The sequence below is a fragment of the Litoribrevibacter albus genome, from assembly GCF_030159995.1.
In the GTDB taxonomy this organism is placed as follows: Bacteria; Pseudomonadota; Gammaproteobacteria; order Pseudomonadales; family Litoribrevibacteraceae; genus Litoribrevibacter; species Litoribrevibacter albus.
Map to the genome: position 1 here is coordinate 470,006 of NZ_BSNM01000015.1, position 24,729 is coordinate 494,734.

The window sequence follows — 24,729 nt, forward strand, 5'->3', positions numbered from 1 at the left end:
TTTGGCTGCGGGTCAAGGATCGAGTTATGAACCCTTCCCAGAAGAGAACGTTTCTACAAGTGCTGTTTCATCCGGCACGTAGGTTGATGGATCGTCTCTCTTATCTTCAGAAATTTACATTGATCAGTGCTGTTTTCCTCTTGCCGGTTGCCTTGTTGGGTTATGGACTGGTAACTGAAATTCAAAGAAATTTGGCCGTTGCCAAGGTTGAGCAGCAAGGGTTGTTGATGCTCTCCAAGTCGTTCAAGTTAATTCGTGAGGCTTCTGAATACCGGGATCGTTCAATTATTCTCAGAGTGAATGATTTAGATGCCATACGTCTTCAGTTAGACGCGCAACGAGAACAAGTTGAATTGATGCTCAACGAGTTAAAAGAAGTGGTGGATCGATTTGATGACGATGAGATTGATCATCAGTTCAAGCAGGTGCATGTCAGCTGGAAGCAGCTAAACAGCTATTCCTCCGGCGCACAGGGTGGGCCACATATTCAATTCAAGTACTATGACAGCTTCGTTCGAACGATTCAGGTGTTGGTAGATGTCATTGGCTATCGTACCAAGCTTGTTCATGATCCCAACTTAAACACCTTCTTACTGATTAATATGTTGTCTGATGATATGCCTATCGCCTTGAGAGAATTGGGGCGGGCGCGAGCTTATGGCGCCTATGCATTGAATCAACTTAGCATTGAACACAATACCTATTTGGAGCTGGATGAAATCTATGACGATTTAACGGACAGCTTCCACTTGTTAAGTAATAACCTGGGCTATGCCGTTGCAGAGAATAAAACCTTCCATCTACCTCTTCAGAGAGGGGTTGATCGTGTCATTACTGGTGTTTTGGAAGGGCGAGATCTGATGTACAACGAGATCATAGAAGCGGATAAACGTCTTTTAATCTGGCAAGACTATTACCAGCAAATGAGCGATATCCATCAGGTGATGTATCAGTTTATTGATACGTTAGTGGAAATTGTTGAGCAGCAGCTTAAGAGCCGGTTGGATCAGGAAAGTAATAAGCTCATAGGTTTCATAGCATTAACAGGCTTATTGCTAATTATCGTAATTTTCTTGTATGCGGGCATGTATTTATCCGTACATCAGATGCTTAGGTCTTTTGTTGAGAAATCGCGTGCGGTGGCAAATGGTGAGTTGGATACGCAAATGCCGGAAGTCACCAGAGATGAAATGCGTGATTTAGCTCTGAATTTTAATCAAATGGTGTCTCAGTTAGCTAAGAACCAGCAAGACTTGATCGAAGCTCGAAAAATGGCAGCACTCGGTCAGTTGGTGGCTGGTGTTGCACATGAAATGAATACGCCGCTCGGTATTGCACTTACGTCAGTGAGCTTTCTTGAAGAGCAGATGGCGAAAGTGAACCAAAACTATACGGAAGGCCGGTTATCTACCGCCGACTTCCAGAATATGATTTTTGCGAGCACAGAATCACTGGGACTTATCGTCCGCAACCTTAACAAAGCGTCCAGCATTGTGTCTGCATTTAAGATGCTCTCAGTCAAACCTGAGCCGGAGATGTGGGAAGCTGTTAACTTGGTTGGCTTTCTTTCCAAGTTACCGGACAACCTTAATCTGAGTGTCGAATGGAAACAGAAGTGTGTTTTTGAGTGTGATTCGAATGTTGAGGTCTATATCGACTTGAGCAAACTCTCTACCTTGTTGGAGATTCTAATCAATAACGCTTTTCAGCATGGATATGATCAGGATGAGATTGGTCCCGTCTATATCCGGGCAACTCTAGAGGATGAGTCTCTAATCCTTCAGGTAGAGGATCATGGTAAAGGGATTGATGAGCATATGCTTCAACATATCTTCGACCCGTTTGTAACCTCGTCACGCATGAGTGGCGTTGCCGGTTTGGGATTACATATCGCCTATAACATCGTGACTCAGGCAATGTACGGACATATTAAGTGTGTATCTGAGTTGGGCACGATGACCCGGTTTGAGATTAAGATACCGAAGGATTTCAGAGAGCAGCTTTAGCTGCTCTCTTTTTTTGAAAGGATTTCGAAGAGATTAGAATAAACCTAACGCGGCATCTGTGTAGCGCGTTGGTTGACGTGGTAGACCTTCAACGGTTTCATGAGGGTTTAGTTCCAAGCCACCGGATGGAATGTTCATGAAGGCGCCCAGAAAGGTCTGAGTGAAGTTTTCATCCACAACCATTGTCTTGTTGCCGGTACGCACGTTATTGCCGTAAGAAGGGTTTAGGTTGCCGTTTGGATCGATTGCCCAAGCGATGTCTTTACTTTGTGATGATATGAAGAAGTTATTTACCATGCCATTATCACTGGCTTTACCTACTTCCATCGACTGGAACTTATTTAAAGGCTGACAGGTATCTGTTCCGGTAGAGGTTCTACAGTCTTCAGGTGTAATTTCCAGAAGATATGAATCCGGGATTAAACCAGCACTGATGTCGTCACCGTCCAGAATACCAATGAAGTTCGCACGAATAGGGTCCAGGCTACCGCTGTTTTCACCGTTTTGGTCACCGTCTTCGCCGTATTGCAGATAGGCTTGGCCTTCAACCTGAACGGGAATGAAACCAAATACCCATTCCGTACCTTTAATGAGTACGTCAATGTTACCGGTCAAACTTTGGATATCTCCTGAGAATACGCCGCCGGCTTGCTCGAAGCCGATACGGAATCCGATAACTTCACGTGTGCCATCTGGGCGGTTTTCAAAGGCAAACTCTAAGAAAGGGTTTACTGTTTTAAACGGATGGTCGATAACAGATCCGTCGCTCAGTTTCTCATAGTGACCAAGCGCGAAGTCTTTAACGCTGATATCCGCGTCATTCACTTCTTGCAGACGGCTTGGATCACATCCGGATGCAGGGCAGGGCTCACCATTTTCATAACGATCAAATTTACCCAGTTCTAGATTATCAATGGACAAATGCGTTTCCATATCTGCGCCAATATTGATTCGGTAAAACTCGGTATCAATTTCTTCAGGCTGTCCGCTAAAACCTGCCGTTGTCTGAGTAACGTTATAGTTATCAATGGTGATAAAGGCTTGTCCGGTGTATTCGGATAATAGCCCGTCATCCATAGGAACCAGTTCTGCATGAGAAAGCGGTATACAGCTTGTCATTAACAGTGTGATCAGAGGCTTTGAAAGGTTCATAGTTACCCTTTAATAATTATTGTTATTTTGGGGGAGTATAGCTGCTCCCTCTTGGATCACTGTGATGTTGGTCACAGTGGTCTGAGGATGGCGTTACCGGTCATAAATGGCGTAAATACACAATTTGATTAATTAGTAACCTAATAATACGGTTTGTGTGAACTGGTTCACAATAGATGTTTACCAAACTTAACAGTATTTACAAAAATCAACAGAACTTTTTCAAACTTGTTTAGTCGGACAGCTTTTAATATAGTGCCAAGTTGATTGAACGCTTGTTTAATTAAAACGTTGTAGTTGCAGGTAAGTTATAAGATGTCAAAAGCTACTGTAGGTCGTCCTTCAAATAATGAAGGTCACTCGTCTGTTCGTGAACGCTTGTTGAGTGCTGCCAAGAAGTGTTTCTTGGAAGAAAGTTATGAGAAGGTCTCGACCAGAAAAGTAGCAGCTCAGGCTGATACTAGCATCGCGATGATCCGATACTACTTTGGAAGCAAAGAAGGCTTGTATCAGGAGTTGATTCGTACCCAATTTGTTCCTATTTCCGAGCGAATTCAATCGTTACAGAGTTCTGACGATGTAACCAGCCTGGAGTCTTTCTTTAAGGTCTACTACGAAACGATGTTGCCTGATCATCAGTTTCCGATTCTGATAATGCGAACGCTGACAATGGGGCAGGGGCCAAGCCGGAAGTTTATTTTGGATCATGTGGTTGAGCCAATGAGGCGTTCGTTTCGTAAGCTGATTATAAAGCTGCAAGAGAAAGACAAAATCGATGCTACTTTGGATGCGGATATGATTGGAATAAATATGATCAGTCTGGCTGTGATGCCTATGCTGGCCAAGAATATTTTTGAGTATCAAATTGGCGAAACCTTAGGGATCGATTTCTACCTAAAGTTGGCAGAGCATAATGGTCGACTACTAAAAAGTGGACTTCAAACTCTTTAGAGTACTGACTTTAGAGTACCGACTTTAGAGTGACGTTTTCAGAAAAAGGATGTTGCTTGGGTTTTTATTCTGTTGAACTATCCTTCAGAGTTTTTTCGAGCACGTTACAGACATGCTTGAGTACTTCAATGCGGGCGTAATGTTTACTGTTGGAGGGGATGAGTCGCCACGGGGCGTAACTTGTTGATGTCTTGTCGATCATATCGTTGATGGTAATTTCATAGTCTGTCCACTTTTCCCGGTTGCGATAGTCTTCTTCGGTAATTTTGTGGTGCTTGTATGGAATGGTCTCTCGTTCCTTGAAACGCTCCAGTTGTTCTTCCTTGTCAATGTGAAGCCAGAATTTGATGACGGGAATGCCTTTGTCGTGCAGTTGTCGTTCAAAGTCGTTTATCTCGTCATAAGCGCTTTGCCATTCATTGTCGCTGGCAAAACCTTCCACTCGTTCAACCAAGACTCGACCGTACCAACTTCGGTCAAAAATACTCATTCGGCCAGCTCTTGGTATTTTTCGCCAGAATCGCCAGAGGTAATGGTGTGCAGATTCTTCATCGGTTGGGGCGGCAACAGGAATCACACGATAAAAGCCTGCATCGATTGATGAGGTCAGACGGCGAATACAACCTCCTTTGCCAGCGGCGTCCCAACCTTCAAAGACGATGACACAGGATTTATCCATTTCCTGAAATTGATAAATCAGATGGCTGGCTTTGTGTTGCCAGTATTTAAGCTCGTGCTTATAAGTCTTTTTGTCCAAGTGCTTTGAAAGGTCGATCGTATCAAGGTGATTCTTTTGAGAGGTTGTTTCGTGTTGCCTGCCTGTCTTGCTATCTTCATTTGGCTGTACGTTATCGGTGGCTGATCTATTCAATCGAGCACGGATTTTTTCAGCGATAAGTTTTCCAACGTGCAAATTACGCTGATACAGATCTGATGATTCAATTATGTGCCAGGAGCTTGAATCGCTGTCTGTGTCCTTTAAGGTTTTTTGAATGACCGTTTTTGCTCGATCAAAATCACTGTAGATGAGCTGATCCTTTTGATGGATTTGCCATACCTTATGAAGGTATTTACGTTCGATCTTTAAACGATGTTTTAACTCTTCTTCTGGAAGGTGAAGCCAGATTTTGATGATTAACATCCCGCGAGCAGTTAATGTGGCTTCAAACGCGTTACTGTACTCAATTCTTTTAGTAAATTGTTTTTCATCGATCTGATCGATCAAATACTCAATGATGCTGTAGGACGTCCAATCTCTAAGGCATAAGCCAATTACGCCGTTTTGTGGTAAATCCTTCCAGTAACGCCACATGAAGGGTTTCTGTTGCTCTTCTTCTGTTGGAAGGCCGTAGGCGTTGGCTTGAAGGAAACGAGAGTCCATCCATTCATGCAGTAAATTCAAGGTCTCGTGGCGGCCGGAACGATCATCACCACTTATGACGATCAGGACAGGGAAATCCGCATCTTTCAGCGCTATCTGCAGTTGGATTAACTCAGCTCTAAGCGCTTTAACCTGTTCTTTGTATTTACTCTTCTTCATGAAGTCGCTTCCAATGCCCTTCGTCTCTGGTGGTTATTCATTTTCGATGGCTAGTCGTTTTTGTGGGTAGTCATTTTTAGTGGTCTGTTGTTTTTGATGGACAGCCATTTTTGATAGTTAACTATTTGAGTCTACAACATTTGAATCGCTTCATTCACCGAAAGACGGGCTGACGTATACATTAGGGAAGAGCGTCGGAGAGGTTAATTGAAAAAGAAAAGAGACAGGAGGAGAGGTTAATTGAAAAAGAAAAGAGACAGGAGGAGAGGGAAATAACGGAATTCAGAGGCGGGAAGATGAACCAGCAATGCTGGTCCATCTGAAGGCTTAAGCTAGTTTATCAGACGCAACGTGGTAGTTAGGGTCTTCAACAACATTCACTTCAACCAAATCACCGGCTTTCTCAAGTAACTCCTTACATTCACCGCTTAGGTGACGTAAGTGAAGCGTTTTGCCAGCTTTGATGTAGCGTTCAGCCAAGGTATCCAGTGCTTCAATCCCTGAGTGATCTGATACTCTGGAGTGTTGGAAATCGATGATGACGTCATCAGGGTCTTTCGATGGATCAAACAACTCCAGGAAGTTGGCAACAGAGCCAAAGAACAGAGGGCCGTGCAGCTTGTAAATACGGCTCGCACCTTTATCTTCAGCCACTACATTGATGTGTTTAGCGTGTTCCCATGCGAATACCAAAGCAGAAACGATAACACCCACGATGACGGCAATGGCTAAGTCGGTTGCAACTGTAACCCCAGAAACCAACACGAGTACAAAGGCGTCCTGTTTCGGGATCTTTTTCATGATGCGGAAGCTGGACCACTCGAAGGTGCCAATCACCACCATAAACATTACGCCAACCAATGCGGCCACCGGAATCTGTTCAATCAAATCCGAGGCAACCAAAACATACAGCAATAGGAACACAGCTCCGGTGATTCCAGATAGGCGTCCACGGCCACCAGAGTTCACGTTGATCATACTCTGACCGATCATGGCACAACCGCCCATACCACCAAAGAAGCCGGTAGTAACGTTTGCAGCGCCCTGAGCAATACATTCTTTGTTGCTTCGGCCGCGAGTCTCTGTCAATTCATCAATCAGGCTTAACGTCAGTAGACTTTCAATCAGACCAATCGCTGCCAGAATGAATGCGTATGGAAGAATGATGTACAAAGTCTCCAGATTCAAAGGAACCATCGGGATGTGGAATTCAGGAAGGCCACCGCCAATAGAAGCAACATCACCTACCGTTTTGGTGTTCAAATCTAGACCGATCACGGCCAGAGAAACTACGATGATGGCAACAAGAGATGACGGAATAGCTGTCGTAAGCTTTGGAAGGAAATGAATAATAAACATGGTCACAGCGATCAGACCGAGCATCATGTACAGCATGTTGCCTTCCATCCACTCTGCGGTGCCGGTTGTAGGATTCTCAATCTGGAACTGACCTAGCTGTGCCAGGAAGATAACAATGGCCAAGCCATTTACGAAACCGAGCATCACAGGGTGGGGCACCATCCGAATAAATTTCCCCAGCTTAAATATCCCGGCCGAAATCTGAATGATGCCCATAAGAACAACAGTGGCAAACAGATATTCAACACCATGTTGACTCACTAATGACACCATTACAACCGCAAGTGCACCAGTTGCACCTGAGATCATGCCAGGGCGTCCACCAAAGACAGCAGTGATCAAACCAACGAAGAACGCAGCGTACAAACCTACAAGAGGTTCAACACCGGCTACAAATGCGAAAGCAACGGCTTCCGGAACGAGCGCAAGAGAAACGGTTAATCCTGAGAGGAAGTCGTTCTTTGCGTTAGCAGGAGTATATCTATTAATCAGAGAGAACATTCTGTGCCCTTTTATCAGGTAACGAACTGAGGGGTATTCAGTGATGCCACTACCTGGTTATTCATTATGTAAGCAATCGCCGGATCTGAAGGATCGTGAAAAGTGCTTGGTTAAAAAACGGGCGGCATTCTATCAAATTTATCCCTTTGCAGACAGGGGGAAAAGAAAACCCAAAACAGTGCAATTTGGAAGTCACTAGATGTCCATGCACTTTCTTTGTACATTTTGACCCATATTCATGAAATGAATAGCGGATATAATCAAGATTTTCTGCATTTATAGCTAAAAATACCCAGGCTTGCCTTTAATTTATAGGGGCTCCTAACCTATAATCCCGCCGATATTTTTGTAGGGGAGCCACGTGTGCCCCTGGCCAGTGACCGGAAAAACATAATGGTCACGGAATAACTTGATATTGAGTGAGATGTTCACATGAGCTTGTATTCAGAATACCTAGCAGAGATTGAGGTTCGTAAAGCGGATCTTGGCCTAAACCCAAAACCAATCGATAGCGCGGAATTGCTATCTGAGATCATTGCCCAGATCAAAGACACTGGCAATGCTGAGCGCGAAGCGTCTCTAAACTTCTTCATCTACAACACGCTTCCAGGTACTACTCCTGCTGCTGGTGTTAAAGCTGAATTCCTAAAAGCCATCGTTTTGGGCGAAGAAAAAGTTGAAGAAATCTCTCCTGAGTTTGCTCTAGAACAGCTTTCTCACATGAAAGGTGGTCCTTCTGTTAAGGTTCTTCTTGATATCGCTCTTTCTGACGATGCTCAAGCTAAAGCTGCAGGTGAAGTGCTTAAGTCTCAAGTATTCCTATACGATGCTGATACAACTCGTCTTGCTGATGCTTTCAAAGCAGGCAACGCCATCGCCAAAGACATCCTAGAAAGCTACGCGAAGGCAGAGTTCTTCACTAAGCTTGACGATATCCCAGAGAAAATCGACGTTGTTACTTACATTGCAGCAGAAGGTGATATCTCTACTGACCTTCTTTCTCCTGGTAACCAATCTCACTCACGTGCTGACCGTGAACTACACGGCCTGTGCATGATCTCTCCAGAAGCTCAACAAGAAATCGTTGAACTAGGTAAGAAGCACCCTAACGCGAAAGTAATGCTTATCGCTGAAAAAGGTACTATGGGTGTTGGTTCTTCACGTATGTCTGGTGTGAACAACGTTGCACTTTGGGCTGGTGAAAAAACGTCTCCATATATTCCGTTCATCAACAACCGTCCTGTTGTTGCGGGTACTAACGGTATCGCACCGATCTTCCTAACTACGGTTGGTGTAACGGGTGGTATTGGTCTAGACCTTAAAAACTGGGTACAGAAAAAAGACGAAAACGGCGAAATCGTTCGTGATGCAAACGGCGATGCAGTACTAGAAGAAGCATACTCTGTTGCGACTGGTACTGTTCTAACCATCGATACTAAAGCTAAGAAGCTTTACAACGGCGACAAAGAACTTGTAGACGTTTCTTCTGCATTCACTCCACAAAAAGTGGAATTCATGAAAGCGGGCGGTTCTTACGCTGTAACGTTCGGTAAGAAAATCCAAACGTTTGCTGCTGAAACTCTAGGTATCGAAGCACCAGTTGTTTACGCTGCGTCTAAAGAAATTTCTAACGAAGGCCAAGGCCTAACAGCTGTTGAAAAGATCTTCAACCGTAATGCTGTTGGTGTTACTTCTAAGACTCCACTACACACGGGTTCTGACGTTCGCGTTAAAGTGAACATCGTAGGTTCTCAGGATACTACTGGTCCTATGACGTGTCAGGAACTGGAAGCGATGGCTGCTTCTACTATTTCTCCAAGTGTTGATGGTGCTTTCCAATCTGGTTGTCACACAGCTTCTGTATGGGACAACAAAGCTAAGGCGAACACGCCTAAGCTAATGGCATTCATGAACGCATTCGGCGTAATCACTGCACGTGACCCGAAAGGCGTTTACCACTCAATGACTGACGTAATCCACAAAGTATTGAACGACATCACTGTGGATGACCGTGCAATCATCATTGGTGGTGACTCTCACACCCGTATGTCTAAAGGTGTAGCGTTCGGTGCTGACTCTGGTACGGTTGCAATCGCACTGGCTACTGGTGAAGCAGCAATGCCGATCCCTGAGTCTGTAAAAGTTACCTTTAAAGGTGCTATGAAGCCTCACATGGACTTCCGTGACATCGTTCACGCGACTCAAGCTCAAATGCTTAAGAAGTTCAACGGCGAAAACGTTTTCCAAGGTCGTGTAATCGAAGTACAAATCGGTACTCTACTTGCTGACCAAGCGTTCACCTTCACTGACTGGACTGCAGAAATGAAAGCGAAAGCTTCTATCTGTATCTCTACTGACGAAACGCTAATCAAGTCTCTAGAACTTGCTAAGTCTCGTATCCAGATCATGATCAACAAAGGTATGGAAAACGAAGCTGGCATGCTACAAGGTCTTATCGACCTAGCTGACAAGCGTATCGCTGAAGTTAAATCTGGTGAAGCACCTGCGCTTGCTCCAGACGACAACGCTAAGTACTACGCTGAGCTTGTAGTTGATCTAGACGCTATCGACGAGCCAATGATCGCTGACCCGGATGTTAACAATGACGACATCTCTAAGCGTTACACGCACGATGTGATCCGTCCTACTTCTTACTACGATGGCCGTGAAGTTAACCTAGGCTTCGTTGGTTCTTGTATGGTTCACAAAGGCGACATGCAGATCATCGCTGCTATGCTTCGTAACCTTGAGAAGAACGGTCCTATCACGTTCAAAGCGCCTCTAGTTGTTGCTCCACCAACGTACAACATCGTTGATGAGCTAAAAGCAGAAGGCGACTGGGATATCCTAGCGAAATACGCTGGCTTCACTTTCGATGACGAGCATCCAAAAGAAGCTGCACGTACTTCTTACGAAAACATCCTTTATCTAGAGCGCCCAGGATGTAACCTATGTATGGGTAACCAAGAGAAAGCTGCTCCTGGTGACACTGTACTAGCAACATCTACTCGTTTGTTCCAAGGCCGTGTTGTAGAAGATACTGCTGAGAAGAAAGGTGAATCTCTACTAGGTTCTACGCCAATGGTTGTTCTTTCAACTATCCTTGGTCGTTTCCCAACTCTAGAAGAGTACAAAGCAGCGGTTGAAGGAATTAACCTAACTAGCTTCGCGCCACCTTCTGAAGATCTAGCTGTACCAGTTAAAATCGTTGGCTAAGACGATTTGATTGGACAAGAGCCTTACTACTTCACTGCAAGTGGTGAGGCTCTGATATAAAGGTTAGATTTTGAGGCTTTGAAAAGGGCTGATTCAGACGCACAAAAGATCAATGACGACAGAGCGGATTTAAGATTGGTTTAAATCAACTTATGTAGCTTACTGAACTGATCGGCTTCTACTGAAAGCAAAATCTGACTGAATAAAAAAACCGGCACTCGAAAGAGGCGCCGGTTTTTTTGTGGTTTCTGACAATGTTTATGGGTATTTCTTAGTAGGCTAAATGTTTTACTAATATGACGACTTGATACTAATCTCATTAATAATTTGGAAACTCAAGGCAATGATTTTAAAGGTTTAATAATATGAGTATGTGGCTGCTAGATAATAAAGAGTGGGTAAAATCTCGCAAAGAGCATTGGAAATCCATAAAACCAAAACTTGATATGTTGATCAATGTAGAGCGATCACAGAAAAAGTTACTAAAGGAATATTATTTAACTGGAAATACTGATCAAGAGTTGTTTCAACAGATACAAGGTTATCCTTTGTTTCAGTTGTGGTTTGATCCTGATCAGAGTGAAGAGCATTGGAATACTATAAAGAATTCATCAAGAGCTCCACACTTTGAAAATGCTAGGAATATTTTTTGTCAAATAATAGTTGGGCTATCGCATAAATATGCTCCTGATGGGAGTAGTTTTTTTGATGGTCTTGAGGAAAAGTTGCATAACTTTTTTGGCCTTCATCGATTAGATGTAATCGATTATCCTGATTACAGCGAAAAACAGTTTAAACATTTAGCAAAAAAAAGTTTAAGAACTTGTAGAGGTTTAGGAAACTATCTGAATCTTAAAGATGAACCACACCCATATGATGTTACAAGATTGGACGCAGGTATGTGGCGGGACGCAATGGTCTTAGCCTTTGAAGAAGATTATGTGGGCCTAAAGCGTTTAGTTCAGTCTGTTGATAAGGTGCTTGCTGCCCCTTCTGGGCATCATGAATATATTGTAAGGCTTGCTGAAGAGCTTAACGGTTATTTTGATGATCCTGAGTTTTCAGATGAAGCTAAGAAAACAATTCAAAAATATCGTAAGAAGAAATGACGAATGGAAACACATGCATTGATTCGGTTTGATTGCTCCTCTTCAGAAACTTTAAAGCGGGTTCACTACTATTTGGATAGTGACACGCGCCCATGCTTTGAAGAAGATGTGCCTGTGTCAGAGTTGCCAGTCTTTGAGACTATGGAGTTTGCGCCATCTCCCATCAAAATTATTAATGATGGTTTAGTGATTGACTCACTGTTCGAAAATGCAGAGTTTGAAGAATTGAATTCGATGATTAAAGCGCTTTCTAGATGGACTGATCATTGTTATCTGTTTTTTGCTGATGATGAAGAATATAAAGCCTACTTTGAATTAAAAGAAGGACAGCTGGTTGGTATATATTCACTAGGAGAAGACGATATACTTGATGAGCATTTGCATGATCTTGATTGGGGACAGAGAGCTTTAGATAAAGTACTAGAGTCAATGAGTTCAGCGTAAGTTGATTACTTCTTGCGCAATTTATTTCTATTGATTGTCATCCATTTCCTATACTGATCAGTATATACAGTCCCTTCAAACAATTTGAAATCTATCCCGACATGAACAGCCAACAACGCCTTTTTTCCCGGTTTATTAAATCCCTGCCACCAGGTGAACTCACATGGATTGGTGTGCGCCCTGAGCGTAAAGCCGTTATGCAGGAATTGACTTCGGTAACGGCTCATAAAGATCTTGGTCTTGAAGGCGATCACAGGCTGAAGAAGACACCGGGTTCTGGTCGACAGGTCACCCTCATAAGTCAGGAATACATAGACATGATCTCCCATTATTTGGGAGGCAAGCCGGTGTATCCGAACACCTTAAGGCGCAATTTGGTGGTGAAGAACATCAACCTGTCCGCCTTGCGATATCAGCAATTTCAGATTGGTGATGCCGTATTTGAAGCTGGCGCTTTATGTCACCCGTGTCAACGTATGGAAGCCGCGCTAGGAAAAGGGGGAGTTGCTGCCATGATGGGCCATGGTGGCTTGTGCTGTAAGGTGATAAAAACGGGCGAAATCAAAATTGGCGATACAGTTAGCCTGGTTAGACCACAGCAGGACTTGTTTTAGCTTAGCCTAAAGAATCTACGGGGTAGAGTAGATTGGTGCTGGTTCTCAAGTAAGACGTCGTGAGACTGGCGTCTGAAGCTGAAAACAAAAACAAGCTAAATACATTTCAGTTTACACGTGTTAGCCTAAATAATAATCAATTAACGGGTGACGTTATGACTGACACTTTTTCCGTAATTCAAGGCATTTTAAATGGCGCGATAGGCGATACTCTGGCCCAGACTCAAAATGAACTCGCTATCCAGATGGATTTTTATCATCATAACCAGCCACTAGAATTAGCATTACCTCTCGACAGCCAATTACCCCACCTATTAAGCAATAAGCTAATTGTGCTTATTCACGGCCTAACCAATACAGAATCAATCTGGAATTTCAAAGCTGCGACACAAGAAAACAAGCTCGATAACTATGGCTTAAGACTTCAACAAGAGTTCAAATACACGCCCTTCTATCTACGATACAACACGGGTTTGGATATTCACGAAAACGGCAAAGCATTCAGTAATAAAATGAGTCAACTGCTTGATCAATACCCCATTGAAGTCGACGAAATTGTACTGGTCGGATACAGCATGGGCGGGCTTGTTGCACGTTGCGCCCAGATTGATTCCGAAAATCTCTGGACACATAAGGTGTCGCAATGCATCTACATTGGTACTCCTCATGAGGGTGCCCCACTGGAAAGACTTGGGCACCTGACCGGAAAACTATTTGGTCAGATCCCCAAGAGCTACTTCAACATATGGGAAGAATGGATAAATTTGAGAAGCACCGGGATTAAAAGCCTGCACTCCGGCTTATCCAAGCAAGAAATTAACTTTCACGATCAGGTACAACATTGCTTTATCAGCGGTGGCGTTTTTAATTCCAATAAACAACTACGTGATTTGCATGTTGGAGACAGCTTAGTCCAACGAAAAAGCGCACAACCAGCCAACGCGCCACAAACAAGCTTGACCGCCCACTTTGAAAAAATAGATCACTTCAATCTGCCAAGATCTGAAAATGTCTTCATCACATTACGCAAATGGTTTGAAAAATTTAGCACTGAAACAAAAGTGATCACTTATTCACCTGCAATAGATCAACCCTTTACAAGTACAGGTAAACAAGTTCGCAGTTTTTTGAACGAGGATGTATTACGAGGCAGCTCGAAACTAGCTCTAGACTTGTTTCAAAAAACGGTACATACCGCAGACCTAATGCATCATGAAATAAGCCAAGAGCCATATTCAGTGTTAACGAAGATTCCTGTTGTTGGGAATATTGCTGACTCAATAAAGACGGCTCACTTTACAATATCAAAAGGTGTATTCGCTCAATTACGCAAAGCTGAAACGTTGTTAAGAGCGTGTGATTGACTCTAAGCTATTAACCTAACTAGCTTCGCGCCACTTTCTGAAGATCTAACCGAACCAGTAAAAATAGTCGGTTCAAATCGTTGGTTAAGATAGGATGACTTGATTGGCGTCAGACGTCGGGAGACTGGCGTCTGAAGCTGGAAACAAAAAAGCCCAAACAATGAAAATGGTTTGGGCTTTTTTGTAGAATTTCAGAAATGTTTTGGTCTGAACTTATTCACATAATATCAGTTACTGTTGCTTTCATATTCACTTAAAGCACGGATAAATTCAGGTGTTTTTTTAATAGCATCAGGTGATATTTCATTTCGGGAGTTATATTCAAACTCGATACCGTCTAGTAATCCTCGGGCTCCGCACGATATCAATCTGCATGCACCATTGTCATCACTAAAGGTAAGCCTGTCTTTGCCTAGATTAATGTTAAAAGAACATGTTTTACCCATTATTGATGGCGTACTGTAAGTCAGTGCTTGTTGTTGGACATCGGCAATGCCAGATAAATCACAACTGTGTCCGTTTGCCCATTCTAAATGTGTTTCAAAATAGGCGGTAACTGGCGATATTTGCATGAGCAAAAAACGATTTTCAGAGGTGTATTGGGTGTTGTCCATAAGCGCATTTGGAAATGTATACTTATATATGCCTTGTAATCCATCAAGAGTTGGACCCCCACCTGCATGGCAGGCCGCTGCCACGTTAATAATTACTGCTGCAATCGTTGTTTTTATATATTTTAGGTTCAAAACCATAATAACGAGCCTTTCATCTATTAATTTAAATCTTTCGGGGTAGGAGTGATAATTTATGATTGGGTATTTTTTGCCCCTTCCATTAACCATTGTGTAACGTGACGATTTCTATCTGCACTAACTTGCCCACGTCTGCAGTTCTGTGAGGCAATTTTCCAACGTTCGCTCATAGATTTTTTTGAATAGATACCGGTTCCCTTAATGGCTGGTACAAACGTTCCTCTGAAACTTGAGAAGTTACCGACATTGAAAGCAATGTCCACGAGTGCTGCCTGGCAGGTGATAGGGTATTTATCAAAAGCTGCGCCAAATTCTCGTTTTGCTACTGCAAGCGCAATATTAAGGTCTTTCTTAAAAAGGGCATCTATTGCCGCTACTGATAACTCAAGTGTTGTGTATTTACTAAGGTTTTCAGGGTTATATTTTCCTAATCCTTTATGTTTTGTGATGAAATTATAATCGTTTTTTATTTCATCCTGTGTAGCTGCTCTACCTAAGACTTTATTGGTAGTGATCGCAATGCCTGTATCTCCACCTTTTACTGGGTGTCGAGCAAACCTTTTTACCATAAACGGTAGTGTTAGCATGTCCTTATGTGCATCTAAATTGTGCCCTACGCCTACAGTAACTTTCCCTACTGTGTCTATGTACATATAGGGGATGTTATTTTCAGATGTAGGTTTTTTTAATATTTCTAACAGTTGGAATAGTTTATGAGAAATTATAGACATAATTAATAATCCTTTATAATCAATGTCTTGATCGGTTTTTTAATAAAAGTGGGATTCACGGACAGGAATACTGAAGATAATATTTCTAACATCAAATAAACGCAGAAAACTACCCACGCCAAATTGGAGGAATTATAAAGTGTTAACCAAGGCTACCGTGCTGAAAAAATAAACGGCATCATTTCATATTATTTTATAATGAGACTCCTTTCTCAATTTGTAAGGTGATAGCTGATTTATTTCTAGTACTTTTGACTCCATAAATCAGAATCACAAAAAAACCGCCAGCGTTTGCATGGCGGTTTTTTTATTCGAAGCGTTGCTCTTAGAGATCTACACAAGAATAACAGGCTTAAAGTCTCTGGATTATTCCTGAATCCGTTCTCTTAGAAAAGGCTATCGATTAAAGCTCAACAGAAGCTGTTTCAGCTTTTGATGTATACGCTTCCATCTGGTCGAAGTTTAGGTAGTTATAAACTTCAGCAGACTTAGCATCTAGAGTCTTAGCGTATTCGAAGTACTCAGCCGGGGTAGGCAGCTTACCAAGAATTGCACCCACAGACGCCAGTTCCGCAGACGTTAGGTAAACGTTTGCGCCATCACCCAGACGGTTAGGGAAGTTACGAGTAGAGGTCGACAGTACCGTGGTGTTTGGAGCAACACGTGCCTGGTTACCCATACATAGAGAGCATCCTGGAACTTCAGTACGAACACCGGAAGTGCCGAAGGTGTTGTAGTAACCTTCTTCCATCAACTGAGCGGCATCCATCTTAGTTGGAGGCGTCATCCAGAAGCGTGTCTGTAGATTACCTTTGTGCTGAGCTAGAAGTTGACCAGCGGCACGGAAGTGACCGATGTTAGTCATACAAGAACCGATGAATACTTCGTCAACTTTGTCGCCAGCCACTTCGGAAAGAAGTTTCGCGTCGTCAGGGTCGTTCGGGCAGCATACGATTGGCTCTTTGATCTCGTTAAGATCAATTTCAAGTACGTGTGCGTATTCTGCGTCAGCATCGGCTTCCATCAGTTCTGGGTTAGCCAACCAAGCTTCCATCGCTTGAGCACGACGCTCAAGAGAGCGTGGGTCGCCGTAACCTTCCGCGATCATCCAACGTAGCATTACGATATTAGATTGTAGATATTCTTTAACGGCTTCTTCAGAAAGCTTAATTGTACAACCAGCAGCAGAACGTTCAGCAGATGCGTCAGACAGCTCGAATGCCTGTTCAACCGTTAGGTTATCAAGACCTTCAATTTCCAGTACGCGACCAGAGAATTCGTTGATCTTACCGGCTTTTTCTACGGTCAATAGACCTTCTTTGATGCCGTAGTAAGGAATCGCGTGTACAAGGTCTCGTAGAGTAATACCTGGCTGCATTTCGCCTTTGAAGCGAACCAAAACAGATTCAGGCATGTCTAGCGGCATAACACCCGTTGCAGCTGCGAAAGCAACCAGACCAGAGCCCGCAGGGAACGAAATACCCATTGGGAAACGGGTATGAGAGTCACCACCTGTACCCACAGTGTCTGGAAGTAGCATGCGGTTCAACCAGGAGTGGATGACACCGTCACCAGGGCGAAGTGCGACACCACCACGAGTTTGGATGAAGTCTGGCATGGTGTGCTGCATCTCAACGTCAACTGGCTTAGGATAAGCGGCCGTGTGACAGAAAGACTGCATAACAAGATCCGCAGAGAAACCAAGACAAGCAAGGTCTTTCAACTCGTCACGGGTCATAGGGCCAGTGGTATCCTGAGAACCTACCGTGGTCATCTTAGGCTCGCAGTATTGACCTGGGCGAACACCCTCAACACCACACGCTTTACCTACCATCTTCTGGGCAAGTGAGAAGCCTTTGGTGCCTGCTTCAGGATCAACTGGCTTACGGAAAACATCAGAAGTGCCTAAACCTAGAGCTTGACGTGCTTTCTCAGTCAAACCACGACCGATGATCAGAGGGATACGGCCGCCAGCCTGAACTTCATCAAGGATTACGTCTGACTTGAATTTAAATTCAGAGATAACTTCGCCGTTCTGGTTAGTGATTTTGCCTTCGTAAGGGAAGATTTCGATCACGTCACCCATGTTCATTTTGTCTACCGGTGCTTCGAATACGAGTGCGCCAGCGTCTTCCATGGTGTTGAAGAAGATCGGAGCTACTTTAGAACCGATACACACACCACCAGTACGCTTGTTAGGTACACCAGGGATGTCTTCACCGAAGAACCAAAGAACAGAGTTAGTTGCAGACTTACGAGAAGAACCTGTACCTACCACATCACCAACGAAGGCAACAGGAAGGCCTTTTGCTTTGATCTCTTCGATCTGAGCCATAGGACCAGTGACACCGTGCTCTTCAGGCGTCAAACCGTCACGAGTCATTTTATAGGCTGCGCGAGCGTGAACAGGGATGTCAGGACGAGACCATGCATCTGGAGCAGGGGAAAGGTCATCTGTGTTCGTTTCACCCGTTACCTTAAATACAGACATCTTGAGGCTTTCAGCCACTTTGTTTTTCTTAGTGAACCACTCAGCGTTTGCCCAAGACTCGATTACAGCCTTAGCTACCGCGTTACCTGCGTCCATTTTCTCTTTAACGTCGTTGAAGGCGTCGAACATAAGAAGCGTACTCTTAAGTTGCTCACCTGCAAGCTCAGCAAGGTCTGCATCGTCAAGAAGCTCAACCAACGTAGCGATGTTGTAACCACCTTGCATCATGCCTAGTAGTTGAACTGCTTTTTCTTTGGATACAAGCGGAGACTCAGCTTCGCCCTTAGTAATCGCAGTTAGAAAACCCGCTTTAACATAAGCTGCTTCGTCAACACCTGGTGGAATACGGTTTTCAAGAAGATCAACCAAGGTGGCTTCTTCACCCACAGGTGGGTTTTTTAGCAGTTCTACTAGGCCTGCAGTTTGCTCTGCGTTTAATGGCTTTGGTGGGACGCCTTGTTCAGCACGTTCTGCGACGTGCGCGCGATAAGCTTCTAACACGGTTTGTAACCCTCATCAGTTGAATTTTCTATGAGTTCTTTCTAATAGATAGAAATCATAGACGGTCGATTTTGTTCCTGCGACCTTCAATTTGGTGTAAGAATTTTATTGAAAAACCTTCTAAAAGATGAGCGGATTGTAGACAAAATGGGATTATTGTCAACAATGGGTGTTTAAATGTGATTATTTATAGGGGTGATGGAATTAAATTTAGTATATTGTCGACAATATTTCATTGTGCACAAAAAGCCGAAACTACCATTTCAATGACATCAGCTTTAAAGCATCTAAATCGAATGCAATTGCTTATTCAGAGGTTCCCTAGAGGTTCCTTAAGAAAAACGCCATATTTGGCGATTAAAGTATGGCTTATAAAGCGTATAAATTTCGCTGACACTGCTATTTTTAGATCGATTCTTAATTTCTTAACGGACCATTTGTGAAGTTTGATCATTCCTGGCAAGCCTTATTGAGACCCGATGTAAGTTCTCATTATTTCCCGAACTTTCATCGCTGGCCTTTTGATCCTAAGAAGACAACTTACGATCCAGTAAATTCACTGTGGTTGAGTGAGTTGTCACGATGGATCTATCGACACGATCGCGATCAATACCGTTCGGCCTTCAGTGCCAGTATGGTTCACCCTGAGTTGGAAATGATTCATCTTCGAGAGATGTATTTTATTGAAGAGAAGGGGATGCAAGCTTCTTTGCTTGTATCATCAATGAAGCCGTATTGGGCGGTGCTGATCTTTCGAGGGTCTTCGGAGCCGACGAACTGGATCTATAACTTTAAGACCAGTTTGTCCCCTTGGTTTGGTGGTGGGCTAGTGCACCAGGGCTTTCTGGAAGCCTTGATCAGTATTTGGGAGCCAATTCGGCATCGGTTACGTCGAATTCGAAGAATGCCTATTTTCTTTGCCGGGCACAGTTTGGGTGGGGCTTTGGCAACACTGGCTGCCGCTGATTATTCGCCCAGTGCCTTATACGCATTTGGCGCCCCCAGAGTAGGCGACAGTGGGTTTTCAACCAGTTTATCCGGCACGCCTGTCTATCGTGTGGTGAATCATAATGACATGGTCTGCTGGTTGCCTCCGTCAACACCGCCGTTTCGATTTCGTCATGTCGGAGAACTGCATTATTTCTCTTATTCCGGTAACAAATACGTCAACCCGGACGACGAGTTCATTGAATATGATCGGCGAGTGAGGGTGGGGGATGCTCGTGCTGAAATGCATGAGCGCAATTGGACCGATCCCCCCAAGCGTTTGTCTGATCACTCACCCATTAATTATTCGGCGAATATTTACAGAGAAGTGATGGGGCATCCGCTTTATCATCGTTGGTTGGATGCTGAATCGACTCAAATTGAGTAAGTACGCGTTCCCGTTCTTGCTTGTCTTGTTCTGCCAGGACACTGGCTGCTTCATAAAAAGCAGGGTAGTTGTAATCACAGACCTGAATCCAGCGCTTAAAAGCCGGCACATAATGATTGTAAGTGCTGACCAATGCCAATCGGGCATTGTTTACTGGTTTACTAAACCAGTGATCATAGCCTGTGTAGCCATCCCATTTAGTCGTTTTTAATTGCTGATACTTTTCTTGAAGCTGCTCGATGATCTTTGCTTTCTGCTCAAGCTTTTCTTCTCGGGTACTGAGTTCCTGATACGCCGTGTTGAGTTCCTGCTGAGTTTCTTTAAGTAATCCGATGAAATCCGCAGAGCGAACTTTGCGCTGATGGAATGTATCCAGAAGTTCAGGCTGTTCTTGTAACCATAACTCTACTCCGGTTTCTTCAACCGCCGAAGCGAAACTCTCATTAAAGGTGCTGTCGCCTTTTAGATACAAAACCTGATGGGCCAATTCATGGAAAATCAGGGCGTGAAGGCCAATTTTGTCACGTCTGAAAAATGTCGAAAGTACAGGATCATCGAACCACCCAAGGGTTGAATACGCATCGGCTCCGCCAACATGAACATCCATATGACCTTCGTTGAAGATAGTCTGTGCGTAGGCCTGAGCGGCTTCTTCACTGTAATAGCCTCGGTAAGACGCACAACCTACGAATGGATAACACCATTGCTTGGGAGTTAACGAGTCATCGGGTGCAGCTGTGACACTCCAAACCGGATATTTTCGATTTAGTTCTACATAACTTCGATAATTGGTTTGAGCTTGGGTAATAGAGAGTTGATGTTCAGCAAAATCCAATGCCGATAAAACATCTTGCAGGCGTTCTTTTAATTTGGGGGATGTTTCAGGTGCTTCCAGCAACTCTTCGATGGGTTTTTGACTGGTCATGATCTTGATATGACCTTGAACTGCCTGGCTGTAATAGCTGATTTGTTCGCATCCTTGTAAAAACACGACACCCAAAAACATCGCTGTCAGAGTAATTACTCTAAATGCCAACTTGTTAGTGTTTTTACTTTTTCCTACAAAACTTAACGCTTTCATGGGGTTTGCTCAGTATAAGGTTGATGTATATTAAGTGGTAAATATTTACAAATAGTGTCGTCTAATAACAATAATAAGGAGTTGCGACATGGTTCCCTCGGCGTTCTTGTCCGTGCAATCTGAGTTAGCAGGAAAACATATTCTCATTACCGGTACGACTGGTTTTCTCGGAAAAGTAGTTTTGGAAAAACTACTTAGAAAAGTACCTGATGTCTACCAGATCAGCTTATTTGCTCGCTCAAATGCTCAATATTCGTCCGCGAAAGAACGTGTACGGAATGAAGTGCTTTCCAGTTCTGTTTTCAACCTAATGAAACAGGAAATGGGAGACATGTTTGATGAGTTTATTGAAAGCAAAGTCTCTGTGGTCGAAGGCGAGTTAACCCAGCCAGGGTTGGGTATGTCCGCCACGGACTTTCAGGCGCTCGCTAATGACATTGATTTAGTCATTAATTGTGCTGCCAGTGTGAATTTTCGAGAGTCCCTGGATACCGCGATTCGCATTAATACCTTATCTGTTGAACATTTAGTGGAGCTTATCAACGCCGGTAATGGTGTGCCAATGGTTCAAGTCTCTACCTGTTATGTGAATGGTCACAACACCGGGGATATTGATGAACAGATCTACCCACCAAAGTCTGCGGATATTAAATCTTTTGAAGACGGTAGTTTTCATGTTCGCCCTATGATTCAACGCTATTTGGCGGAATGTCAGAAGATCAACATTTCATCGTCTTCTAAACAGGAAGCAGAAAAAGCCAAGATTCGTTTGGGCGTTAAAGAAGCTCGAAAAAATGGTTGGAATGACACCTATACCTTTACAAAGTGGATGGGGGAGCAGCTTCTGATTCAACAATTGAAGGGATCAGGGCTTACCATTGTTCGTCCTTCGATTATTGAAAGCACGGTCTGTGATCCTGTGGCGGGCTGGCTTGAAGGCATTAAAGTGGCGGATGCGTTGATTTTCGCATTTGCGCGTGGAAGACTTAGTTTCTTCCCCGGTGATGATAACGGCATTATCGATGTGATTCCTGCCGACTTGGTGGCGAACAGTATCATTCTTTCAGCTGCAGAACAGTTAGCCAACCCCAGTAATTATCGGATTTATCAATGCTGTAGTGGAAGAGACAACCCGATTCAACTGAGGGAATTCATCGATTTAGTGATGGATGAGTCCCATCAGAATTACCGTAACTACCCAAAACTGTTCCACCGTAAACCGTCTGCGCGTTTCCGTACTGTAAGCAGTTTTACCTTCCAAAGCTTTATGCGTGGTTTACAAGTGGCTGCGTTTTGTCGAGGGGTGTTCCAGCCTAAATTGCGACAAAAGCTGACTGAAAAGGTCTCTGTCTCTCGCGAGTTAGCGAAGATTTATGCGTTTTACACTGCCCCCCAATATCGCTTTGATAACTCACAACTCAAACAATTGTGGCGTCGCTTTTCAATAGAAGATCAGAACGATTACACGGTCAGTGCGAAGAGTTTTGAGTGGAAAGAATATATTGGAAATATTCATATTAATGGGTTGCATACGTACGTTCTTGAAGAGCGCGCCGCCTGATATGAGGTGAAAAGCCTCTGAATGGCATTAACTTTGTCAAATTAATCTTTTTAGATACTCATTTAGGAAAACTAAACTCCGTTCTAAAAAGATTCAATTGCCGCGTTACTGCCTATTCAGTTTCTTCTCTTGGGGACTGGATGTTGGGCTTACTGTTCTATGTAGGCTTTGTCCTAAGAAGTGAAAACCAAGTCGAATCAACGATCTGGTTTTCACTAGTAGGATGCTCGAAAAACGATGACGCTTATTTCAATCGGCGAACAACAGACGGCGCATGCGTTTTCGAATTAGAGAAAGAGGCAGCGGTCGCTTCAAACACTTGCTCACCTTCGCCTTCACCTTCACCTTCGCCTTCATTCGAATCTCCAATACCAGGAACGGCATCAACGTATTCTTGAACTGCTGTAACTGTCGGGGTTAGGTTTTCATCAACCTCAATATTAAATACCGCCCAGATTTCGGTAATGTCACCAGTCGCATTTCTTGGTGAGAAAATGACTTCTTCATCGCCAATTTTTACTTCTACTCGGGCAGGTGAGCTGGTGATGGTGCCTTCACCTGAAAAGTGATGTACATAATATTGATAAGTTCCAGGGTAAGGGAATTTTGGAATGGTAATGACTTCAGGGCCAAAACTGGTTGTATCGTCAACATCAAGCTCAATAACCACCTCGTCTACGGTTTCTGTTTCATTTTCGTAAGAAATGTGGAATTGAGTCGTGCCTTCTAAGTCTGCTGGGCCAAATAAATGAGAGTCCAAATCTCTGGGTTCTTCTTGCCATGTCAGGCTAATGCTTACCGCGTTCGGTTGAAGAATTAAACAGGCGTTTGTCAGGTCAACGTCTGTGTCTTCAGTGATAACTTTGCGAGTATTACTGACACTGTTAGAGCGTGCGCTGATCAGCAGTTCAGAGTTCATTCTTGCTGGAAGAGTAAAGATGCCTTCTGCGTTGCTTATTGCATCCGAGCTACCAATGTAATCAAGACCTTGAGAGCTGATATCCACATTAGACACCGGGTTGCCTTCAGCATCTTTTACACAGCCGATGATATCGATGGTTTCGTAAATCTTATCGGCATTCCATACCGTGAAGTGACTCACCGTACCTTCGTATACATACTCATTGTTGGCTAATTGAGTAAGGGTGGCTGTCCCTTCTTCGATCCAGTAACCGGACATTTCGTCAAAATAGAACAACGGGATCGTCGCGTCGGCAGTCGCAGGATCAATGCCCTCGGCTAACGGGATGCGAATGGTGGCTGTTTGGCCTTCGGCAAGATTCAGGTCATTACCATTTTCATCTTTGAAAGTGGCACTGATCGCACCGAAAGATTCAATGAGGTTAATGTCTCCGCTGTCACCATCAATGGTTTGATAGTCACCTGGCATTAGTGCCGGATTTGAACTTGGGTCAATAACGGTTAATTGAGTGGCTACTTCACCTTCGGCGGGATCACCGTTTTCATTGACCAAACTGTTAGCGGTTAACGAAACAATGGTCGTTGTTCCAAGCTGAATGTCGTTGTTAATGCTTGGATCAATGGTGTCTACGAACTGCGCTGGTTGCAGCAGTAAATCGCCTGCATTAAGCGTTCGTTGTTGTGTCTCGTTGTTCACGATTATGGAGTATTCACCATACTCGTCGCCTTCACCTGAAATAATTAAACGAGTAGGAGCTGTTTTATAGGTGACAGAGAAACGGCCTGATGCGTCAGTTTCTGTGGAACCCAGTTCAATGGTTTCGCCGTTGACTACACCTGCAACGCGTACCGTAGCATTATCAATCTCTGCGCCAGTGTAAAAATTCTTGGCTGTGCCAGAAACGGTAAATTCTGAGCTGTTACCAGGGTTTGATTTTGAATCTGAGTCACTGCATCCGGTCAGTGCGGCAGACGCAATCATTGCCGTCATTAAAACTGGTAAATGGGCTGGTGTTTTTCTCATTGAAGGTCCCTTCGTTAACAATAGTACTTTTTCCAT

At 43.8% G+C, this 24,729-nt stretch carries 17 protein-coding genes; 9 read left to right on the forward strand and 8 right to left on the reverse strand.

Annotated features, from left to right (window positions below):
- The first annotated feature begins 26 nt into the window (after window positions 1-26).
- A complete protein-coding gene (locus QQL66_RS14535) occupies window positions 27-2,006 on the forward strand; it encodes a sensor histidine kinase (RefSeq protein WP_284382356.1) in 1,980 nt (659 codons plus the stop codon).
- A gap of 33 nt (window positions 2,007-2,039) precedes the next feature.
- Here the strand turns inward: QQL66_RS14535 and QQL66_RS14540 are convergent, their stop codons facing one another.
- Window positions 2,040-3,158, reverse strand: coding sequence for a hypothetical protein (locus QQL66_RS14540; RefSeq protein WP_284382357.1), 1,119 nt, complete (start codon window positions 3,156-3,158; stop codon window positions 2,040-2,042).
- Between the two features lie 315 nt (window positions 3,159-3,473).
- On the opposite strand from QQL66_RS14540, the gene QQL66_RS14545 reads away from it, so the two are divergent.
- Window positions 3,474-4,109 (forward strand): TetR/AcrR family transcriptional regulator, encoded by a 636-nt coding sequence (locus tag QQL66_RS14545; protein ID WP_284382358.1) that lies wholly within the window; start codon window positions 3,474-3,476, stop codon window positions 4,107-4,109.
- A gap of 64 nt (window positions 4,110-4,173) precedes the next feature.
- Here the strand turns inward: QQL66_RS14545 and pap are convergent, their stop codons facing one another.
- Window positions 4,174-5,649 (reverse strand): polyphosphate:AMP phosphotransferase, encoded by a 1,476-nt coding sequence (pap, locus tag QQL66_RS14550; protein ID WP_284382359.1) that lies wholly within the window; start codon window positions 5,647-5,649, stop codon window positions 4,174-4,176.
- 327 nt (window positions 5,650-5,976) lie between these two features.
- The gene (locus QQL66_RS14555; RefSeq protein ID WP_284382361.1) at window positions 5,977-7,509 is read right to left on the reverse strand and encodes a SulP family inorganic anion transporter; all 1,533 of its coding nucleotides are present in this window, start codon (window positions 7,507-7,509) and stop codon (window positions 5,977-5,979) included.
- A gap of 432 nt (window positions 7,510-7,941) precedes the next feature.
- Between QQL66_RS14555 and QQL66_RS14560 the strand changes: the two genes are divergently transcribed.
- From QQL66_RS14560 to QQL66_RS14580, 5 genes are all read left to right on the forward strand, one after another.
- Window positions 7,942-10,725, forward strand: a complete 2,784-nt coding sequence (locus tag QQL66_RS14560) for a bifunctional aconitate hydratase 2/2-methylisocitrate dehydratase (protein WP_284382362.1) — start codon at window positions 7,942-7,944, stop codon at window positions 10,723-10,725.
- A gap of 365 nt (window positions 10,726-11,090) precedes the next feature.
- The gene (locus QQL66_RS14565) at window positions 11,091-11,834 is read left to right on the forward strand and encodes a hypothetical protein (RefSeq protein ID WP_284382363.1); all 744 of its coding nucleotides are present in this window, start codon (window positions 11,091-11,093) and stop codon (window positions 11,832-11,834) included.
- A 3-nt stretch (window positions 11,835-11,837) separates the two neighbouring features.
- A complete protein-coding gene (locus QQL66_RS14570; protein ID WP_284382364.1) occupies window positions 11,838-12,278 on the forward strand; it encodes a hypothetical protein in 441 nt (146 codons plus the stop codon).
- A 101-nt stretch (window positions 12,279-12,379) separates the two neighbouring features.
- The gene (locus tag QQL66_RS14575; protein WP_284382365.1) at window positions 12,380-12,892 is read left to right on the forward strand and encodes an MOSC domain-containing protein; all 513 of its coding nucleotides are present in this window, start codon (window positions 12,380-12,382) and stop codon (window positions 12,890-12,892) included.
- Window positions 12,893-13,047: 155 nt separating this feature from the next.
- On the forward strand, window positions 13,048-14,256 hold the full coding sequence (locus tag QQL66_RS14580) for an esterase/lipase family protein (RefSeq protein WP_284382366.1): 1,209 nt from the start codon (window positions 13,048-13,050) through the stop codon (window positions 14,254-14,256).
- A 227-nt stretch (window positions 14,257-14,483) separates the two neighbouring features.
- Here QQL66_RS14580 and QQL66_RS14585 read toward each other — a convergent pair whose 3' ends face one another.
- From QQL66_RS14585 to acnB, 3 genes are all read right to left on the reverse strand, one after another.
- Window positions 14,484-15,008, reverse strand: a complete 525-nt coding sequence (locus QQL66_RS14585) for a hypothetical protein (protein ID WP_284382367.1) — start codon at window positions 15,006-15,008, stop codon at window positions 14,484-14,486.
- 53 nt (window positions 15,009-15,061) lie between these two features.
- Entirely contained in the window at window positions 15,062-15,739 is a 678-nt protein-coding gene (locus QQL66_RS14590; protein ID WP_284382368.1) for a hypothetical protein, read from the reverse strand.
- A gap of 403 nt (window positions 15,740-16,142) precedes the next feature.
- Entirely contained in the window at window positions 16,143-18,731 is a 2,589-nt protein-coding gene (gene acnB, locus QQL66_RS14595) for a bifunctional aconitate hydratase 2/2-methylisocitrate dehydratase (protein WP_284382369.1), read from the reverse strand.
- Window positions 18,732-19,170: 439 nt separating this feature from the next.
- Between acnB and QQL66_RS14600 the strand changes: the two genes are divergently transcribed.
- Complete coding sequence (locus QQL66_RS14600) at window positions 19,171-20,106, forward strand: lipase family protein (RefSeq protein ID WP_284382370.1); 936 nt, start codon at window positions 19,171-19,173, stop codon at window positions 20,104-20,106.
- Here the strand turns inward: QQL66_RS14600 and QQL66_RS14605 are convergent.
- Window positions 20,018-21,187, reverse strand: a complete 1,170-nt coding sequence (locus tag QQL66_RS14605) for an aminopeptidase (RefSeq protein ID WP_284382372.1) — start codon at window positions 21,185-21,187, stop codon at window positions 20,018-20,020. The two genes, QQL66_RS14600 and QQL66_RS14605, sit on opposite strands and share 89 nt — an antisense overlap.
- A gap of 88 nt (window positions 21,188-21,275) precedes the next feature.
- On the opposite strand from QQL66_RS14605, the gene QQL66_RS14610 reads away from it, so the two are divergent.
- Complete coding sequence (locus QQL66_RS14610; RefSeq protein ID WP_284382374.1) at window positions 21,276-22,748, forward strand: fatty acyl-CoA reductase; 1,473 nt, start codon at window positions 21,276-21,278, stop codon at window positions 22,746-22,748.
- Window positions 22,749-22,992: 244 nt separating this feature from the next.
- Here the strand turns inward: QQL66_RS14610 and QQL66_RS14615 are convergent, their stop codons facing one another.
- Complete coding sequence (locus QQL66_RS14615) at window positions 22,993-24,693, reverse strand: YfaP family protein (protein ID WP_284382375.1); 1,701 nt, start codon at window positions 24,691-24,693, stop codon at window positions 22,993-22,995.
- Window positions 24,694-24,729 lie beyond the last annotated feature (36 nt).

Excerpts from the sequence above, each read along its gene's own strand:
- QQL66_RS14535 (WP_284382356.1), top strand. The coding sequence starts at position 27 with ATGAACCCTTCCCAGAAGAGAACGTTTCTACAAGTGCTGTTTCATCCG.
- QQL66_RS14540 (WP_284382357.1), bottom strand. The coding sequence starts at position 3,158 with ATGAACCTTTCAAAGCCTCTGATCACACTGTTAATGACAAGCTGTATA.
- QQL66_RS14545 (WP_284382358.1), top strand. The coding sequence starts at position 3,474 with ATGTCAAAAGCTACTGTAGGTCGTCCTTCAAATAATGAAGGTCACTCG.
- pap (WP_284382359.1), bottom strand. The coding sequence starts at position 5,649 with ATGAAGAAGAGTAAATACAAAGAACAGGTTAAAGCGCTTAGAGCTGAG.
- QQL66_RS14555 (WP_284382361.1), bottom strand. The coding sequence starts at position 7,509 with ATGTTCTCTCTGATTAATAGATATACTCCTGCTAACGCAAAGAACGAC.
- QQL66_RS14560 (WP_284382362.1), top strand. The coding sequence starts at position 7,942 with ATGAGCTTGTATTCAGAATACCTAGCAGAGATTGAGGTTCGTAAAGCG.
- QQL66_RS14565 (WP_284382363.1), top strand. The coding sequence starts at position 11,091 with ATGAGTATGTGGCTGCTAGATAATAAAGAGTGGGTAAAATCTCGCAAA.
- QQL66_RS14570 (WP_284382364.1), top strand. The coding sequence starts at position 11,838 with ATGGAAACACATGCATTGATTCGGTTTGATTGCTCCTCTTCAGAAACT.
- QQL66_RS14575 (WP_284382365.1), top strand. The coding sequence starts at position 12,380 with ATGAACAGCCAACAACGCCTTTTTTCCCGGTTTATTAAATCCCTGCCA.
- QQL66_RS14580 (WP_284382366.1), top strand. The coding sequence starts at position 13,048 with ATGACTGACACTTTTTCCGTAATTCAAGGCATTTTAAATGGCGCGATA.
- QQL66_RS14585 (WP_284382367.1), bottom strand. The coding sequence starts at position 15,008 with ATGGTTTTGAACCTAAAATATATAAAAACAACGATTGCAGCAGTAATT.
- QQL66_RS14590 (WP_284382368.1), bottom strand. The coding sequence starts at position 15,739 with ATGTCTATAATTTCTCATAAACTATTCCAACTGTTAGAAATATTAAAA.
- QQL66_RS14605 (WP_284382372.1), bottom strand. The coding sequence starts at position 21,187 with ATGAAAGCGTTAAGTTTTGTAGGAAAAAGTAAAAACACTAACAAGTTG.
- QQL66_RS14610 (WP_284382374.1), top strand. The coding sequence starts at position 21,276 with ATGGTTCCCTCGGCGTTCTTGTCCGTGCAATCTGAGTTAGCAGGAAAA.
- QQL66_RS14615 (WP_284382375.1), bottom strand. The coding sequence starts at position 24,693 with ATGAGAAAAACACCAGCCCATTTACCAGTTTTAATGACGGCAATGATT.